13 protein-coding genes are annotated in these 16,148 nt (G+C 75.0%); 11 read left to right on the top strand and 2 right to left on the bottom strand.

The window, feature by feature from the left end:
• The first annotated feature begins 369 nt into the window (after positions 1-369).
• The 3 genes from JK356_RS19685 (at position 370) to JK356_RS19675 (ending at position 4,347) form a co-directional block, all read left to right on the top strand.
• A complete protein-coding gene (locus JK356_RS19685) occupies positions 370-1,284 on the top strand; it encodes a S1 family peptidase (RefSeq protein ID WP_307815770.1) in 915 nt (304 codons plus the stop codon).
• 673 nt (positions 1,285-1,957) lie between these two features.
• A complete protein-coding gene (locus JK356_RS19680; protein WP_201870005.1) occupies positions 1,958-3,040 on the top strand; it encodes an alpha-lytic protease prodomain-containing protein in 1,083 nt (360 codons plus the stop codon).
• Positions 3,041-3,204: 164 nt separating this feature from the next.
• The gene (locus tag JK356_RS19675) at positions 3,205-4,347 is read left to right on the top strand and encodes a DUF5685 family protein (RefSeq protein ID WP_201870004.1); all 1,143 of its coding nucleotides are present in this window, start codon (positions 3,205-3,207) and stop codon (positions 4,345-4,347) included.
• A gap of 32 nt (positions 4,348-4,379) precedes the next feature.
• Here the strand turns inward: JK356_RS19675 and JK356_RS19670 are convergent, their stop codons facing one another.
• The gene (locus tag JK356_RS19670) at positions 4,380-5,408 is read right to left on the bottom strand and encodes an aspartate-semialdehyde dehydrogenase (RefSeq protein ID WP_201870003.1); all 1,029 of its coding nucleotides are present in this window, start codon (positions 5,406-5,408) and stop codon (positions 4,380-4,382) included.
• 238 nt (positions 5,409-5,646) lie between these two features.
• Here JK356_RS19670 and JK356_RS19665 point away from each other — a divergent pair, with 238 nt between their 5' ends.
• From JK356_RS19665 to JK356_RS19640, 6 genes are read left to right on the top strand one after another with little or no spacing between them, the layout of a single operon-like run.
• Positions 5,647-5,949, top strand: a complete 303-nt coding sequence (locus JK356_RS19665) for an urease subunit gamma (RefSeq protein WP_201870002.1) — start codon at positions 5,647-5,649, stop codon at positions 5,947-5,949.
• Between the two features lie 23 nt (positions 5,950-5,972).
• Entirely contained in the window at positions 5,973-6,314 is a 342-nt protein-coding gene (locus tag JK356_RS19660) for an urease subunit beta (protein ID WP_201870001.1), read from the top strand.
• The gene (locus JK356_RS19655; RefSeq protein ID WP_201870000.1) at positions 6,311-8,032 is read left to right on the top strand and encodes an urease subunit alpha; all 1,722 of its coding nucleotides are present in this window, start codon (positions 6,311-6,313) and stop codon (positions 8,030-8,032) included. The genes JK356_RS19660 and JK356_RS19655 overlap by 4 nt, the downstream gene beginning before the upstream one ends.
• A gap of 13 nt (positions 8,033-8,045) precedes the next feature.
• The gene (locus JK356_RS19650) at positions 8,046-8,750 is read left to right on the top strand and encodes an urease accessory protein UreF (RefSeq protein WP_201869999.1); all 705 of its coding nucleotides are present in this window, start codon (positions 8,046-8,048) and stop codon (positions 8,748-8,750) included.
• A 52-nt stretch (positions 8,751-8,802) separates the two neighbouring features.
• Positions 8,803-9,486 (top strand): urease accessory protein UreG, encoded by a 684-nt coding sequence (ureG, locus tag JK356_RS19645; RefSeq protein WP_201869998.1) that lies wholly within the window; start codon positions 8,803-8,805, stop codon positions 9,484-9,486.
• Positions 9,483-10,247, top strand: a complete 765-nt coding sequence (locus JK356_RS19640) for an urease accessory protein UreD (protein ID WP_201869997.1) — start codon at positions 9,483-9,485, stop codon at positions 10,245-10,247. Before ureG ends, JK356_RS19640 begins: the two co-directional genes overlap by 4 nt.
• Positions 10,248-10,253: 6 nt before the next feature.
• Here the strand turns inward: JK356_RS19640 and JK356_RS19635 are convergent, their stop codons facing one another.
• Positions 10,254-10,901 carry an HAD family phosphatase gene (locus JK356_RS19635; protein ID WP_201869996.1) on the bottom strand — a complete coding sequence of 216 codons (648 nt, stop codon included), beginning with the start codon at positions 10,899-10,901 and terminating at the stop codon, positions 10,254-10,256.
• Positions 10,902-11,152: 251 nt separating this feature from the next.
• Here JK356_RS19635 and JK356_RS19630 point away from each other — a divergent pair, with 251 nt between their 5' ends.
• The gene (locus JK356_RS19630; protein WP_201869995.1) at positions 11,153-14,659 is read left to right on the top strand and encodes a DNA polymerase III subunit alpha; all 3,507 of its coding nucleotides are present in this window, start codon (positions 11,153-11,155) and stop codon (positions 14,657-14,659) included.
• A complete protein-coding gene (locus JK356_RS19625; RefSeq protein ID WP_201869994.1) occupies positions 14,656-15,690 on the top strand; it encodes a hypothetical protein in 1,035 nt (344 codons plus the stop codon). Before JK356_RS19630 ends, JK356_RS19625 begins: the two co-directional genes overlap by 4 nt.
• Positions 15,691-16,148 lie beyond the last annotated feature (458 nt).

Genomic DNA, 16,148 nt, shown 5'->3' with positions numbered 1-16,148 from the left:
GGACTCCTCCTCTCCTCACGCGGCCCCTGCGTTCTCGTCCGCTTCCCTATGGTCTTTCATGTCACGGACGATGCGCCAAGTGGATTGCGCTCCAGCCCATGTTTCGTGACGGTTCTGGTGCATACGAATCACCGTCTCATCAGGACTGATGTGGTAATGGCACCCTGACGCTGTGTGAGTTGACGCTATGCCGCCAGATGGGTGACCGGCCGTGATCGCCTGGCCGAAAGGCGTCCTCGACAACACGGTCGCCGGTGAGAAGACTCGGGTGCAGCGCTTGTCAGGGGCATGCCCTACCGGCTCCGCCCCTGGCCACGCCTCACGGGTCCCGCCGTCCGGTGGTGCCCAGATTCCTTACAGGAGGAAAGAGTGAGTTCCAAGCGCACCCACCCCCACAGAAGCCTGGCCCGGCGGCTGCGGCCGATCGTCGCGGCAACGGGCCTCCTCGCGCTCGCCGCCTTCCTCGCGCCGAGCGCCGCCCAGGCGGACGACGCCAGGACGTTCAGCAGGGCACAGCTGACGGCCGCCAGCGACGCCATCCTCGAGGCGGACGTGGCCGGCACGGCCTGGACCATCGACCCGGAGACCAACGAGGTTCTCCTGTCGGTCGACGAGACGGTCTCCGAGGCGGAGATCGAAGAGATCAAGGACAGCGCGGGCAGCCTCGCGGACGCGATCACCGTGGAGCGTACGGAGGGCACGCTCCAGCGGTACGTCGCGGGCGGCGACGCGATCTACGCGAGCAGCTGGCGCTGCTCCGCCGGCTTCAACGTGCGGAGCGGCAACACGTACTACATGCTCACCGCCGGTCACTGCACCGACGGCGCGGGCACGTGGTACGCCAACTCCAGCGGCAGCACCGTGATCGGCCCGACCGTGGGAAGCAGCTTCCCGGGCAACGACTACGGCCTGGTGCAGTACAGCTCCTCGGTTCCCCACCCGGGCGAGGTGAACCTGTACAACGGCTCGACCCGTGACATCACCGGGGCCGCCAACGCCACGGTCGGCCTGTCCGTGCAGCGCAGCGGCAGCACCACCGGACTGCACAGCGGCACGGTCACCGGGCTCAACTACACCGTGAACTACGGCGGCGGGGACATCGTCTACGGCCTGATCCAGACCAACGTCTGCGCTGAGCCGGGCGACAGCGGCGGTCCGCTGTTCTCCGGCTCGACCGCGATCGGCCTCACCTCCGGCGGCAGCGGCGACTGCACGTTCGGCGGCACGACGTACTTCCAGCCCGTCGTCGAGGCGCTGGACGCCTACGGCGTCGACGTCTTCTAGCAGGGGACGCGCGTCACACTCCTCCCGCCCCCGCCCGGCACGTCCGGGCGGGGGCGCCTTCGTGCGTCCCTGGGGGGATACGGAGCGGCGGGACGGAGCGCGGGTGGCCGGACGGCCGCTGCTGGCGGGGTCCCGGCGCCGCGCCGTCCGCCCTGGCAGGTCACGCCGCCCTCCCGGCGCCACCAGGTGGCGCGTCTCGTTCTCCGCGGCAGCGGCGGCGGCTGCCCTCCCAGAAATGCTCACGGGACCCTGGAGGGCTGCTGGAGCGCCGCAGAAAGCCCTCGCGCGCCACCGTGCGCGGGCTCGTGCGCTCCGGAAAACGGACGGCCTGGTGCGATGAGCGGACCCCAACCGATTATTTTCAGACAGGTGTAGACCTTATGTTCATGGCTGGTTTGCTCGCACGGAACCAGCACGCACCCCCCTCGGGGCCTCTCGTTGTGGGCCCGCTGCGCGAATAGCCGGAGTGTTCTGCGTGAGGTGTGAGGATTCATGCCCTCGATGTGTTCATATGGTCGGGGCGTGAACTTGTTCTTGTGCGCGCCATGCCTGGCTGGCGATACTCGCCAGACCGCTTGGCATGGACGTGTCCGGCCCGGCCTGGTCCCGGGACGCGCACGCCCGTGCTCTCTCCGGAGCCGTCCGGCTCCAACCCCCACAGGAGGAAACGAGCGTGACACACCGACGCACCACACGGCGGCGCGCCGCGGCGGCCGTCACCGGCATCGCAGCCCTGATGGCGGGCTCTCTCGCCGTCTCGCAGGCGAATGCCACCACCCCCACATCCTCGGACAGTGAGCCCCGCGTCCTGTCCTCGCAGGAGGCGGGCCAGCTGTCCGCCACCCTCACCGAGCAGCTCAGCGACACCGCGGCGGGCAGTTATTACGACAGCGCGTCAGGAACGCTCATCGTGAACGTCCTGGACGCCGAGGCCGCAGACCAGGTGGAGGCGGCCGGCGCCCAGGCCCGGATCGTCGAGAACAGCATGGCGGAGCTGACCGCCGCCAAGGCGGCGGTGGAGGAGTTCTCCGTTCCCGGCACCGCCTGGTCCATCGACCCGGTCAGCAACACCGTGAAGGTCACCGTCGACTCGACTGTGACCGGCAGCGAGCTGGAGGCGGTCCGCGACGGCGTGGAAGCGCTGGGCAGCAAGGCCAGCTTCGAGCGCGTCGAGGGCGAGTTCACTCCCTACCTCGCGGGCGGTGACGCGATCTACACCTCGAACGCGCGCTGCTCGCTGGGCTTCAACGTGACCGTCAACGGCTCGCCCGCCTTCCTGACGGCGGGCCACTGCGGCGGCGTCGGCACCGGCTGGTCCGGCTCCTCCGGCGGCTCCGAGGTCGGCGTGACGACCGAGAGCGTCTTCCCCGGCGCGGACTACGCGCTGGTCGAGTACACCTCCAGCGTGGACGCTCCGAGCGCCGTGAACCTGTACAACGGCAGCCAGCAGCAGATCACCGGCGCCGGTGAGGCCGTGGTGGGCCAGGAGGTCCAGCGCAGCGGCAGCACGACCGGCCTGCACGGCGGCGAGGTCACCGGCCTTGACGTGTCCGTCGAGTACCCGGAGGGCGTCGTCAGGGGCACCATCCAGACCAACGTCTGCGCCGAGCCCGGCGACAGCGGCGGCGCGCTGTTCTCCGGCAGCACCGCGCTCGGGCTGACCTCCGGCGGCAGCGGCGACTGCACGTTCGGCGGGACGACGTTCTTCTACCCGGTGGCCGACGCGCTGGCGGCGACCGGCGCCACGCTCCCGTAACCGACCGCCCGCGGGCGGCCCCTGACACCGCGGGCCGCCCGTGAAGATGGCAGACTACGGAGGCCCCGGCCCGTGCGGGCCGGGGCCTCCGCATCAGTCCGTGCGCAGCGCCGACGCGCACGGCACGCATGAAGCACGACGTGTCAGGGGGAAACGGGGGAGGCGTGTTCGGAATCATCAGACCCTGCCAGCACCGGCTGCCCGAAGGGCTGCACCGCACCTGGCTGGCGCACCTGTGCGGCCTGTGCCTGGCGCTGCGCGCCACACACGGCCAGTCAGCGCGGCTGGCGACCAACTACGACGGGCTGCTGATCTCCGTGCTCTACGAGGCGCAGGCCCGCGCCGGGGAGGCGCGCCACCGGCGCACCGCGGGGCCGTGCCCGCTGCGCGGCATGCGCCCGGCCAGGATCGTGCGCGGTGAGGGCGCCGACCTGGCGGCGGCCGTCTCGCTGGTCCTGGCCTCCGCCAAGATCCGGGACCACGTCGCGGACGGCGACGGGCTGCTGGCCCGCCGCCCGCTGGCCGCGGCGGCCAGCCGGGTCGCGCGGCGCTGGGACCGGGCGGCCGCCGAAGGCGGCGCCGGGGTGGGTTTCGACACGGCTGTGCTGGTCGAGGCCGTCGAGCGGCAGCAGCGGCTGGAGTCGCTCGCCGGGCCCGGCACGCCCCTGCTGGCGGTCACCGAGCCCACCGAGACCGCGACCGCCGCCGCGTTCGCCCACACCGCCCACCTGGCGGGCCGGCCCGGCAACGCCGAGCCGCTGGCCGAGGCCGGGCGGTTCTTCGGCCGCGTGGCCCACCTGCTGGACGCCGTCGAGGACTTCGAGGCCGACACGGCGGCCGGGGTGTGGAACCCGATCGCCGCCACCGGCACGCCGATGCCCGAGGTGCGGCGGCTGTGCGACGACGCGGCGCACGGCATCAGGCTGGCGCTGCGCGAGACGGACATCGCCGGCGACCGCCTCACGCACCTGCTGCTCGTCCACGAGCTGCGCCGCTCCATCGACCGGGCCTTCGGCCCCGCCGCCCCCGCCTGCTCGCACGTGCCGCCCGGTGCGCCGCCGGGCGCGCCGCCCGGCGCCCCGCCCGGACGGCGGCGCGGGCTGATCGCCGGCTGCGTGGTGTGGCTGGGGCTGTGCGTCAGCTGCCAGATCTGCTGCAAGGACCCGTACCACGACCCGTGGACCGGGAAGGAGCGCACCGGCTGCTGTCACTGGTGCGACTGCTGCGAGCCGTGCGGCAACTGCTGCGACTGCTGCAGCTGCGGGAACGGCGAGGGCGGCGGCTGCGACTGCGGCTGCGACTGCTGACGGGCCCCGGGCGCCCGGGGCCCGCGCGGCGGTCAGCTCAGCTCGTCGGCGAGCAGCTCCGCGATCTGCACGGTGTTGAGCGCGGCGCCCTTGCGGAGGTTGTCGTTCGAGACGAACATCGCCAGCCCGTTCTCCGCGGTCTCGTCGCGGCGGATGCGGCCGACGTAGCTCGGGTCGCGGCCGGCGGCCTGCAGCGGCGTGGGCACGTCCGACAGCTCCACGCCGGGGGCCTGCGCCAGCAGCTCCCGGGCGCGCGCCGGGGACAGCGGGCGCTCGAAGCGGGCGTTGATCTGGAGCGAGTGGCCGGTGAAGACCGGCACGCGCACGCAGGTGCCGGAGACCTTCAGGTCGGGGATGCCGAGAATCTTGCGGCTCTCGTTGCGGAGCTTCTGCTCCTCGTCGGTCTCCTCAAGGCCGTCGTCGACGATCGAGCCCGCCATCGGCAGCACGTTGAACGCGATGGGGCGCACGTATACCTCGGGCGCCGGGAACTCGACGGCGGCGCCGTCGAAGGTGAGCCGCGAGGCGTCCTGCGCGACGGCGGCGTTCGCCTGTGAGGCCAGCTCGGCGACGCCGGCGCCGCCGCTGCCCGAGACGGCCTGGTAGGTGGCGACGACCAGGCCGGTCAGCCCGGCTTCGGCGTGCAGCGGGCGGAGCACGGGCATGGCGGCCATCGTGGTGCAGTTCGGGTTGGCCACGATGCCCTTGGGGCGGTTGGCCAGTGCCTGCGGGTTGACCTCAGAGACGACCAGCGGCACCTCGGGGTCAAGGCGCCAGGCCGAGGAGTTGTCGACGACCACGGCCCCGGCGGCGGCGACCTTCTCGGCCAGCGCCCGGGAGGTGCCCTTGCCCGCGGAGAAGAGCACGATGTCGAGCCCGGAGTAGTCGGCCGTGGCGGCGTCCTCGACCGTGATCTCGCCGTCCTGCCACGGCAGCGTGCGCCCCGCGGACCGGGACGAGGCGAACAGCCGCAGCTGCTCGACCGGGAACTTCCGCTCCGCCAGAATCCGCCGCATTTCGCCGCCGACCTGGCCCGTGGCTCCGACGATCCCGATCCTCATGAGGCTCCTAGCTCCTTCACACGTGCACGTTTTCCGTCACTGGCACGGGGGTCTGTGTCCCGCTTGTCCTCCCCTACCCTGCCTTGCCCCGGGCCTCACTGGCCACTTCTGTGCACACCGTGACCGCACACGGTGACGGAAGCCGGGCGAAGCGCCGGTAACGCGACCGTAACGAACTCGAACTAACCTTCCGGTGCCCGGCGCCCGGTTCCGGGCCGATGACGGTGAGGTGTGACGCGTGCAACTGACCCCGCACGAGCAGGAACGGCTGCTGGTCCACGTGGCCGCCGACGTCGCCGCCAGGCGCCGCGCCCGGGGGCTGCGGCTGAACCACCCCGAGGCCGTGGCGCTGATCACCGCGCACGTGCTGGAGGGCGCCCGCGACGGCAGGACCGTGACGGAACTCATGGAGTCCGGCCGCCACGTGCTCAGCCGCGACGACGTCATGGAGGGCGTCCCCGAGATGATCCGCGACGTCCAGGTCGAGGCCACCTTCCCCGACGGCACCAAGCTCGTCACCGTCCACGAGCCCATCAGCTGACCCGTGCCCGAGGAGGCCGTCACGTGATCCCCGGAGAGATCCTCTTCGCGCCGGAGCCGGTGCCGCTCAACGAGGGCGCCCCCGTCACCCGCCTCACCGTCCGCAACACCGCCGACCGCCCCGTCCAGGTCGGCTCCCACTACCACTTCGCCGAGGCCAACCCCGGCCTGGAGTTCGACCGCGCCGCCGCCCGGGGCCAGCGCCTGGCCATCGCCGCGGGCACGGCCGTCCGCTTCGAGCCGGGCATCCCCGTGGAGGTGGCCCTGGTGCCGCTGGCCGGCCGCCGGACCGTGCCCGGGCTGCGCGGCGAGACCGGCGGCCCGCTCGGCGGCGGCACGGGCACCGGGACGGGAGGCGCGGCGTGAGCGGGCTGAGCCGGGCCGCGTACGCCGGGCTCTTCGGCCCCACGGCGGGCGACCGGGTGCGGCTGGCCGACACCGACCTGCTGATCGAGATCGAACAGGACCTCGCGGGCGGCCCCGGACGCGCCGGGGACGAGGCGGTCTTCGGCGGCGGCAAGGTGCTGCGGGAGTCGATGGGCATGGCGCGCGCCTCCCGCGCCGAGGGCGCGCCCGACACCGTGATCACCGGAGCCGTGGTCCTGGACCACACCGGCATCGTGAAGGCCGACGTCGGCATCCGGGACGGCCGGATCACCGCGCTGGGCAAGGCGGGCAACCCCGACACGATGGACGGGGTGCACCCCCGGCTTGTCGTCGGCCCGGAGACGGAGGTCATCGCGGGCAACGGGCAGATCCTGACCGCGGGTGCCATCGACGCCCACGTCCACTTCATCTGCCCGCAGCTCACCGACGAGGCGCTCGCGGCGGGTGTGACCACGCTCATCGGCGGCGGCACCGGCCCGGCCGAGGGCTCCAAGGCCACCACCGTCACCCCGGGCCCGTGGCACACCGCCCGGATGCTCCAGGCCATGGACGGCTGCCCGGTCAACGTCGGCCTGCTCGGCAAGGGCAGCACGGTCTCCCGCGAGGCGCTGCTCAGCCAGCTGCGCGGCGGCGCGCTCGCGTTCAAGATCCACGAGGACTGGGGTGCCACCCCGGCCGTCATCGACGCCTGCCTGCGCGTCTGCGAAGAGACCGGCGCGCAGCTGGCCCTCCACACCGACACCCTGAACGAGGCGGGTTTCGTGGGCGACACGCTGGCGGCGATCGGGGGACGGGCGGTGCACACGTATCACACGGAGGGCGCGGGCGGCGGCCACGCCCCCGACATCATCACCGTCGTCTCCGAGCCGAACGTCCTGCCCAGCTCCACCAACCCGACCCGCCCGCACACCGTGAACACCGTCGACGAGCATCTCGACATGCTCATGGTGTGCCACCACCTCAACCCGGCGGTGCCCGAGGACCTCGCCTTCGCCGAGTCCCGGATCCGGCCCACCACGATCGCCGCCGAGGACGTGCTGCACGACCTGGGCGCGATCTCCGTCATCTCCTCCGACTCGCAGGCCATGGGCCGGATCGGGGAGACGGTGACGCGGACGTGGCAGACGGCGCACGCGATGAAGCGGCGGCGGGGCCCGCTGCCGGGCGACGGCGCGGCCGACAACCTCCGCGCCCGCCGCTACGTCGCGAAGTACACGATCAACCCGGCCATCGTCCAGGGGATCGACCACGAGGTCGGCTCGGTCGAACCCGGCAAGCTCGCCGACCTGGTGCTGTGGGACCCGGCCTTCTTCGGCGTCCGGCCCCGGCTCGTCCTCAAGGGCGGCCAGATCGCCTACGCGCAGATGGGGGACGCCAACGCCTCGATCCCTACGCCGCAGCCCGTGCTGCCGCGCCCGATGTACGGCGCGCGGGGCCGGGCACCGGCGGCGAACTCGGTGAACTTCGTCACCCAGCTCGCCCTCGACGACGGCCTGGCGGACCGCCTGGAGCTGGGCAAGCGGCTGGTCGCCGCCGCCAGCACCCGCGGCCGGGGCAAGGCCGACATGCGGCTGAACGACGCGCGCCCCCACGTCGCGGTCGACCCCGACAGCTTCACCGTCACCATCGACGGCGAGCCCGTCACCCCGGAACCGGCCGCCGAGCTGCCCATGGCGCAGCGCTACTTCCTGTTCTGAGAGTCCGCGCGGCATGAGCACCGACGGCACGCCCCGCGCGCACGGCACCCCGCCGGCCGCCCTGCTGCTGCTCGCGGACGGCCGTTTCCCCGCGGGCGCGCACGCTCACTCGGGCGGCGCGGAGGCCGCCGTGCACGCGGGGCGGGTGACGGATCCGGCCTCGCTGGAGGCGTTCTGCGCCGGGCGCCTGCGCACCGCCGGGCTGGTCGCCGCCGCGCTCGCCGCCGCGGCCTGCGACGGCCTGGACCCCGGCGAACTCGACGCCGCGGCCGACGCCCGCACGCCCTCGCCCGCGCTGCGGACGACCGCCCGCCGGCTCGGCCGCCAGCTCGCGCGCGCCGCCCGCGCCACCTGGCCCTCGCCCGTCCTCGACGACCTGGCGGGGCGCAGGCCCGGCCTCCACCAGCCCGTGGTGCTGGGGCTGGTGGCCCGCGCCGCCGGGCTCGGCCCGCGGGAGGCCGCCCTGGCCGCCGCCTACGAGTCCGTCAGCGGACCCGCTTCGGCGGCCGTCCGGCTGCTGAGCCTGGACCCGGCCGCCGCCACGGCCGTGACCGCCCGCCTGGCGCCCGCGGTCGACGCCACCGCGGCGCGCGCGGCGCGGGCGGCGGCCGGGGCCGCGCGCCACGGCACGGCCGCCCTGCCCGCCGCCTCGGCGCCGCTGCTCGACGTCGCCGCCGAGCGGCACGCGGCGCTGCCCGTCCGCCTCTTCTCGTCCTGAGGCTCCGCCACGCCTCCTGAGCGCCGACACGACTCCGGAAGGAGACCGTCCCATGCACCTGGACCACCCGCGCACCTATCCCGAGCGCCACACCCACGCCGCCGCGCCCGCGGCGCCCGGCTCCCGGGCGCTGCGCATCGGCCTGGGCGGCCCGGTCGGCTCGGGCAAGACCGCCACCGTGGCCGCGCTGTGCCGGGAGCTGCGCGACACCCTGTCGCTGGGCGTGGTCACCAACGACATCTACACGCGCGAGGACGCCGACTTCCTGCTGCGCCACGCGGTGCTGCCCCCCGAGCGCGTCACGGCCGTCGAGACCGGCGCCTGCCCGCACACCGCCATCCGGGACGACATCTCCGCCAACCTCGACGCCGTCGAGGAGCTCCAGGAGCGGACCGGGCCGCTCGACCTGGTGCTGGTGGAGTCCGGCGGCGACAACCTCACCGCCACGTTCTCCAGCGGTCTGGTCGACGCCCAGATCTTCGTCATCGACGTGGCGGCGGGCGACGACATCCCGCGCAAGGGCGGGCCCGGCATCACCACGGCCGACCTGCTGGTCATCAACAAGACGGACCTGGCGCCCTACGTCGGCGCCGACCTGGCCGTCATGGAGCGCGACGCGGTGGCGCGGCGCGGCGGCCTGCCGGTGGTGCTGACCTCGCTGACCGCGCAGGACGGCGTGCGCCCCGTCGCCGACTGGGTGACCGCCCGGCTCGCCGCCTGGCGGGGCGGGGCGTGACGCGCCCGGCGCGCGGCGCGGTCACGGCCGAGGCCCGGATCACCGCCGGCCCCGGGGGCACGCTGCCGGAACTGCGCGGCGGCGGGCCGTTCGCCCCGCGCCGCACCGGGAGCGGGGAGCCCGGCACCGCGCACGTCACGCTCGTCGGCGCCATGACCGCCCCGCTCAACGGCGACCGGCTCCGGCTGTCCGCCACCGCCGCGCCCGGCGCCGCGCTGCGCGTCACCTCGGCGGCGGCGACCGTCGCCCTGCCGGGGCCCGCGCCGGTGCCCGCCGCGTACGACGTGCGGCTGGCGGCGGGGGAGCGGGCCCGGCTGGCGTGGCTGCCGGAGCCGCTGGTCTGCGCGCGCGGCAGCGAGCTGGCGATGACCACCCGCGTCGACCTGGCGGCCAGCGCCCGCCTGCGCTACCGCGAGGAGCAGGTGCTGGGCCGCGCCGGGGAGGAGACCGGCCGGCTGACCGCGCGGCTGACGGTGTGGCGCGAGGGCTGGCCGCTGCTCGACCAGGAGCTGGCCTTCGGCCCCGGGGTCCCCGGCTGGGACGGCGGGGCGGTCCTCGGCGGCCACCGGGCGGTGGGGCAGCTGCTCGTGGTGGAGCCCGCCTGGGAGGACCGGCCGCCCGCGCCCGCTGTGCTCGGCGAGACCGCCGTTCTCACCCCGCTGGCCGGCCCGGCCGTCCTGGTCACCGCGCTCGCGCCCGACGCCCTGGCCCTGCGGCGCCTGCTGGACGAGGCCGCCGCCCGGCTGCCGGACTGGCCGTAGCCGGGATCAGGCGGACAGCAGGACCGGCAGCTTCCGCATGTCAGTGAAGACGACGGTGTCCGGCCCCTCCAGCCACTCCGCCGGGGTCAGGCCGCCGGCGTAGCCGAAGCAGCGCATCCCGGCGGCGCGGGCGGCGCGGACGCCGTACTGGCTGTCCTCCACCACGGCGCAGCGCTCCGGTGCCACGCCGAGGCGCGAGGCTGCGTGCAGGAACAGGTCGGGCGCCGGCTTGCCGCGCTCGACCTCGGAGGCGCTGAAGATCCGCCCGGCGAAGCGCTCGTACAGGCCGGTGCGGGTGAGGGTGCGCCGCATCTTGGCGTGGGAGCCGCTGGAGGCGATGCAGGAGGGGAGGGTGAGGGCGTCCAGCGCCTCGCTGATCCCGTCCACCTCGGTCAGCTCGGTGTCGATGGCGGCGTTGAGCCGCTCCCGGTACAGCGTCTCCCAGCGGTCGGCGGCCTCCGGGCCGAGGCGCTCCTCGATCTGGGCGCGGACCGCGCGCTCGGAGCGGCCCAGGAAGCGGTCGATGATCTCCTTCTCGGTGAGCGGCCAGCCCAGCTCGGCACCGAGCTCGACGCACACCCGGAGCGCGAGCGGCTCGCTGTCCACGAGCACGCCGTCACAGTCGAAGATCACCAGATCGAGAGAGGCAGCCACCCCGGCAGCCTAACCCGCGGCTGTGGGCGCTCCGGAAGCCCCCCGGTGGAGCCGCGCGGGGGCGCCATGCGCCGGGCCTGGCGGGCTGCGCGGCGCCCCAGCCGGGCAAGGGACGTTTTCCGGCCACCCCCGGCGGGGCCCGTTCTGTGCTGACCTGCGGCAATGATCGATTCGCACGTGCGTTCGATGGCTGGTTTATGGTGGATTCCGGCCGATGAGTGACAGGGGGGCGAGCGCGATGGGAGGTGCGGATGGCACGGTCGCCCGGGGCCGGGTTCACGCATCTCCGCGTGGCCTCCGGCTTCTCCGCCCGCTACGGCGCCTCCCATCCCGAGCGGCTCGCCGAGCGGGCCGCCGAGCGCGGCATGGCCGCCCTGGCGCTGACCGACCGCGACACGCTCGCGGGCGCGGTGCGGTTCACGCGGGCCTGCGCGGCGGCCGGAGTGCGCCCGCTGTACGGGGTGGAGCTGGCCGTCGCCTCTCCCCGCGCCACGGCGTCCGGCGGCGGCACGGCCGCGCCCCGGCGCCGGACGCCGGTGCGCGGCGGTGCCTTTGTCGATGAATCCGCACCCCGGGTGACCTTCCTCGCCCGGGACGGCGCCGCCGGCTGGGCCGAGCTGTGCCGCCTGGTCACCGCCGCCCACGCCGGGCGGGCGGACCGTCCCGAGCTGCCCTGGGACCAGGCCGGCGGCGAGGGCGTGACCGTGCTGCTCGGGCCGGACTCCGAGCCGGGCAGGGCCCTGGCCGCCGGGCGGCCCGACCTGGCGGCCCGGCTGCTCGCCCTCTGGCGCGAGGTCTACGGCGACGCGCTGCGCCTGGAGGTCAGCGCGAGCGGCCCGCTCCGCACCGCCGCGCGCACCCTCGGCCTCGCCGCCGAGCAGGGCATTACGCCCGTGCTCGCCAACGCCGTGCGCTACGCCGACCCGGACCAGGGGCCGGTCGCCGACGTGCTCGACTCCGCCCGCCTCCTGGTGCCGATCGACCCCCGGCGGGGGCTCGACAACGGGGAGCGCTGGCTGAAACCCCCCGACGCCATGGCCGCGCAGGCGCTGCGCATCGCCGAGGCAGCCGGGTACGGCGCCCCGGCCGCCCGGCGGCTGCTCGCCCTGACCGAGGAGACGGCCGCCGCCTGCCAGGTCTCGCCAGAGGCCGACCTGGGCATCGGCAGCGTCCACTTCCCCGAGCCCCGCCTGGCGGGCGCCGCCGGGCGCACCGCCGAGCGGGAGCTGCGGTCCCGCTGCGCCGCCGCCATGATCGTGCGCCGCTACGACCGCGACGAGACGCGCTGGCGCCGCCTGGACGAGGAGCTGCGCCTGATCGAACGGCTCGGCTACGCCTCCTACTTCCTGACCGTCAGCCAGGTCGTCGCGGACATCAGGGAGCTGGGCATCCGCGTGACCGCGCGCGGCTCGGGCGCCGGCTCGTTCGTCAACCACCTGCTCGGCATCGCGCACGCCGACCCCGTTGAGCACGGCCTGCTGATGGAACGCTTCCTCTCCCCGCGCCGCGCCGTCCTGCCCGACATCGACGTGGACGTGGAGTCCGCCCGCCGCCTGGAGGCCTACCGCGCCATCTTCGACCGCTTCGGCGCCGCGCGCGTGGCCACCCTCGCCATGCCCGAGACCTACCGCGTGCGCCATGCGGTCCGCGACGTCGGCCTGGCGCTCGGCCTCTCCCCGGAGGAGACCGGCCGCCTGGCCACGGCGTTCCCCCACATCCGGGCGCGCGACGCCCGCGCGGCCCTCGCCGAGCTGCCCGAGCTGCGCGGCGTGGACGCGGACGCCTACGGGGCACGGATGTGGGACCTGGTAGAGGCGCTCGACGGGCTGCCGCGCGGCGTCGCCATGCACCCCTGCGGCGTGCTGCTCTCCGACGGCTCCCTGCGGCGCCGCACCCCGGTCGTCCCCACCAGCGGCGAGGGCTTTGCCATGTCGCAGTTCGACAAGGACGACGTGGAGGACCTCGGCCTGCTCAAACTCGACGTGCTGGGCGTGCGGATGCAGTCGGCCATGGCGCACGCCGTCGCCGAGGTGGAGCGCGCCACCGGCGAGCGGATCGACCTGGACGCGGTGCCGCCCGCCGACCCCGCCACCTACCGGCTGATCCGGTCCGCCGAGACGCTCGGCTGCTTCCAGATCGAGTCGCCCGGCCAGCGCGATCTGCTCGGGCGGCTCCAGCCGAGCACGTTCCACGACCTCGTCGTGGACATCTCGCTCTTCCGCCCCGGGCCCGTCGCCGCCGACATGGTGCGGCCCTTCATCGAGGCCCGCCACGGCAGGCGCCCGCCGCGTTACCCGCACCGTGACCTGGAGCCGGCGCTGCGCGAGACCTACGGCGTGGTGGTCTTCCACGAGCAGATCATCCAGGTGCTGTCCGTGATGACCGGCTGCGACCGCGCACTGGCCGACGAGGCCAGACGGGCGCTCTCGGACAGCGAGCGGATCCCCCGGGTGCGCGCCTGGTTCGCCGCGGAGGCGGCGGCGCGCGGCTACGACACCGGGACCATCGACCGCACCTGGGAGATCGTCGAGGCGTTCGGCTCCTACGGCTTCTGCAAGGCGCACGCGGTCGCCTTCGCCGTGCCGACGTACCAGTCGGCCTGGCTGAAGGCCCACCACCCCGCCGCCTTCTACGCCGGGCTGCTCACGCACGACCCGGGGATGTACCCCAAGCGCCTGCTGCTCGCCGACGCCAGGCGGCGGGGGGTGCCGGTGCTCCCGCTGGATGTGAACGCCTCAGACGCTGCCTATCGAATCGAACTGGAGTCCGAATCAGGGAAGCTGGGCATCCGCCTGGCGCTCGGCGAGGTGCAGGGCATCACCGAGGCGGAGGCCGAACGGATCGCCGCCGGGCGGCCCTACCGCTCGCTGCCCGACCTGCTGGACCGGGCCGCGCCCTCCCGTCCCGTCGCCGAGCGGCTGGCGCGCGTCGGCGCGCTCGACGCCTTCGGGGACAACCGCCGCGACCTGCTGCTGCACCTGGCCGAGCTGTACCGGCAGCGGCGCGGCAGCGGACCGGGCGGCCGCCAGCTGCCGCTCAGCGCCACCGGCTCGGGGAGCGCTGAGAGCTCCGAGGACTCCGGGGGCTTTGCGGGCTCCGCCGTCCCGGCCGCGCAGGTGCCGCCCGCCGGGCTGCCCGACCTCGACGCGGACGAGCGGCTCGGTGCCGAACTCGGCGTGCTCGGCATGGAGACCACCCGTCACCTGATGGCCGGTCACCAGGACTTCCTCGCCGAACTCGGCGTTGTCTCCGCCCGCCGCCTGCGCGAGGCCGAGCACGGCCAGACCGTCCTGGTCGCCGGAGCCAAGGCCGCCACGCAGACCCCGCCGATCAGGTCGGGCAGGCGCGTCATCTTCGTCACCCTCGACGACACCACGGGCCTGGTGGACCTGGCCTTCTTCGACGACAGTCACGCCGCCTGCGCCCACACCGTCTTCCACTCCTGGCTGCTGCTGGTGCGCGGCACGGTCCAGCGGCGCGGGCCGCGCACCCTCAGCGTCGTCGGACAGGCCGCGTGGAACCTGGCCGAGCTGGCCGAGCTGCGCGGCACCGGCGGCCTCGACGCGGTCGCCGCCCGCCTCGCCGAGCGGCCCGACGCCCCCGGCGGAAACGACGGGGAACGGGACGGCGGCGCGGGCCGCGCCATCGAACTGCCCACCGGCTACACCCTGCACCCCTGGGCCGACCTGCGGCCCGCGGGCGACCAGGCGGCGGGCGGGCGCAAGCTGTGGCACGCGAGCCCGGGGAGCGCGGGATGAGCGGCACCGCCACGGATGTGCTCTGCGTCCGCTTCCTCTCTTCCGGGCCGTTTCCCGGACAGTTTTCCGGGCAGTCCCGCGGCGCGGAGCCGGAGCACTACCCCGCGCTGCTCCGGCTGCTGCACGACGTCACCCCCGTCGTCCAGCCGCTGCCCCCCGACGGCGCGCTCGCCGATGTCCGGGGCGCGCGGCGGTACTTCGGCCTCGACGCCGTGCGCCTCGCCCGGCTGATCAGGGTCAGGGCGCTGGCCCTGCACGGCACCGACTGCGCCATCGGCGTCGCCGCCAACCCCCTGCTCGCCAGGATGGCAGCCGCGCACCGGCACGGCCGCCCCGGCGTGACGGCCGTGCCGGGAACGCCAGCCGCCATCGCCGCCTTCCTGGCGGACAAACCCGCCGAGGCCCTCCACGGCGTCGGCCCCGCGACTGCCCGCACCCTCCGCTCGTTCGGGCTCGGCACCGCCGGGCGGATCGCCGCCGCGCCCCCCGCCACGCTCCAGCGCGCGCTCGGCGCGGCCCAGGGGCGCCGCGTCCGTGACCTGGCGCGCGGTATCGACCCGACCCCCGTTGTCCCCGGTGCCCCGCCGCGCTCCGTCTCGGCCGAGCACCGGTTCGGCCACGACGAGCTCGACCCGGACACCCGGCGGCGGGCCCTGCTCACCCTCGCCGACGACCTCGGGTACCGGCTGCGCGGCGAGGGCCAGGCGGCCCGCGCCCTGACCCTGACAGTCCGTTACGCCGACCGTTCCGCCACCACCCGCACCCGCGCCCTGCCCGAGCCCACCGCGCACACCCCGGCGCTGGTGCGCCTGGCTTACGCCCTGCACGACGCGCTGGCCCTGCAACGCGCCCGCGTCCGGGCCCTCAGCCTGCGCGCCGAGGACCTGACCGACGCCGGGAGCGTCCCCCGCCAGCTGTCGCTCGACCCGGCGGAGGACCGCCGCCGCCGCGCCGAGGCCGCGGCCGACCGGGCGCGCCGCCGCTTCGGCCGCGGCGCGGCGGGCCCGGCGGGGCAGCTGGACGCCGCCTGACGCCCGCTCCCGGCGGAAGGGCGGTCAGCCCGTCGTACCGCCGCCCGCTGTACGCCTCGCCGTCCGCCCCAGCGGTGGCGATCAGACAGAGCGGCGAGTGCGCCAGCCACTCCCGGTCCAGCGCGCGCAGCGGGTCCGGACCTTCTCGCGCGCGTGGGGCGCCGGCTGGCCGACGACCTCCCGCAGCTCTTCCTCGGAGGTGACCGCCACCAGCCCCGCCGCCGGGGCGCTCGTCCCTGCCGGCTCTCCCGTCAGCTCCCCGGCCAACTCCCCGGCCAACTCCCTGGTCAGCAGCGCCCGTCTTTCCGGCGGTGCGTTTCCGGCCGTCCCTGCCTGCGCCATGCCGGACCCATGGCGGGCCTACGCCGGGTGCGCGCGAGACGCGGTTGACAAAGTTAGGTATGCCTAACCTAAATTGTGGCGGGCGGAGGAGACCGCCACGCCCGCTGCCTGAACAA

Source organism: Streptomyces sp. 7-21, from assembly GCF_016741785.1.
Classification (GTDB): domain Bacteria; phylum Actinomycetota; class Actinomycetes; order Streptomycetales; family Streptomycetaceae; genus Streptomyces.
Note: the sequence above shows the minus strand (reverse complement) of the source record. Positions and strands in the feature narration are given on the sequence as shown.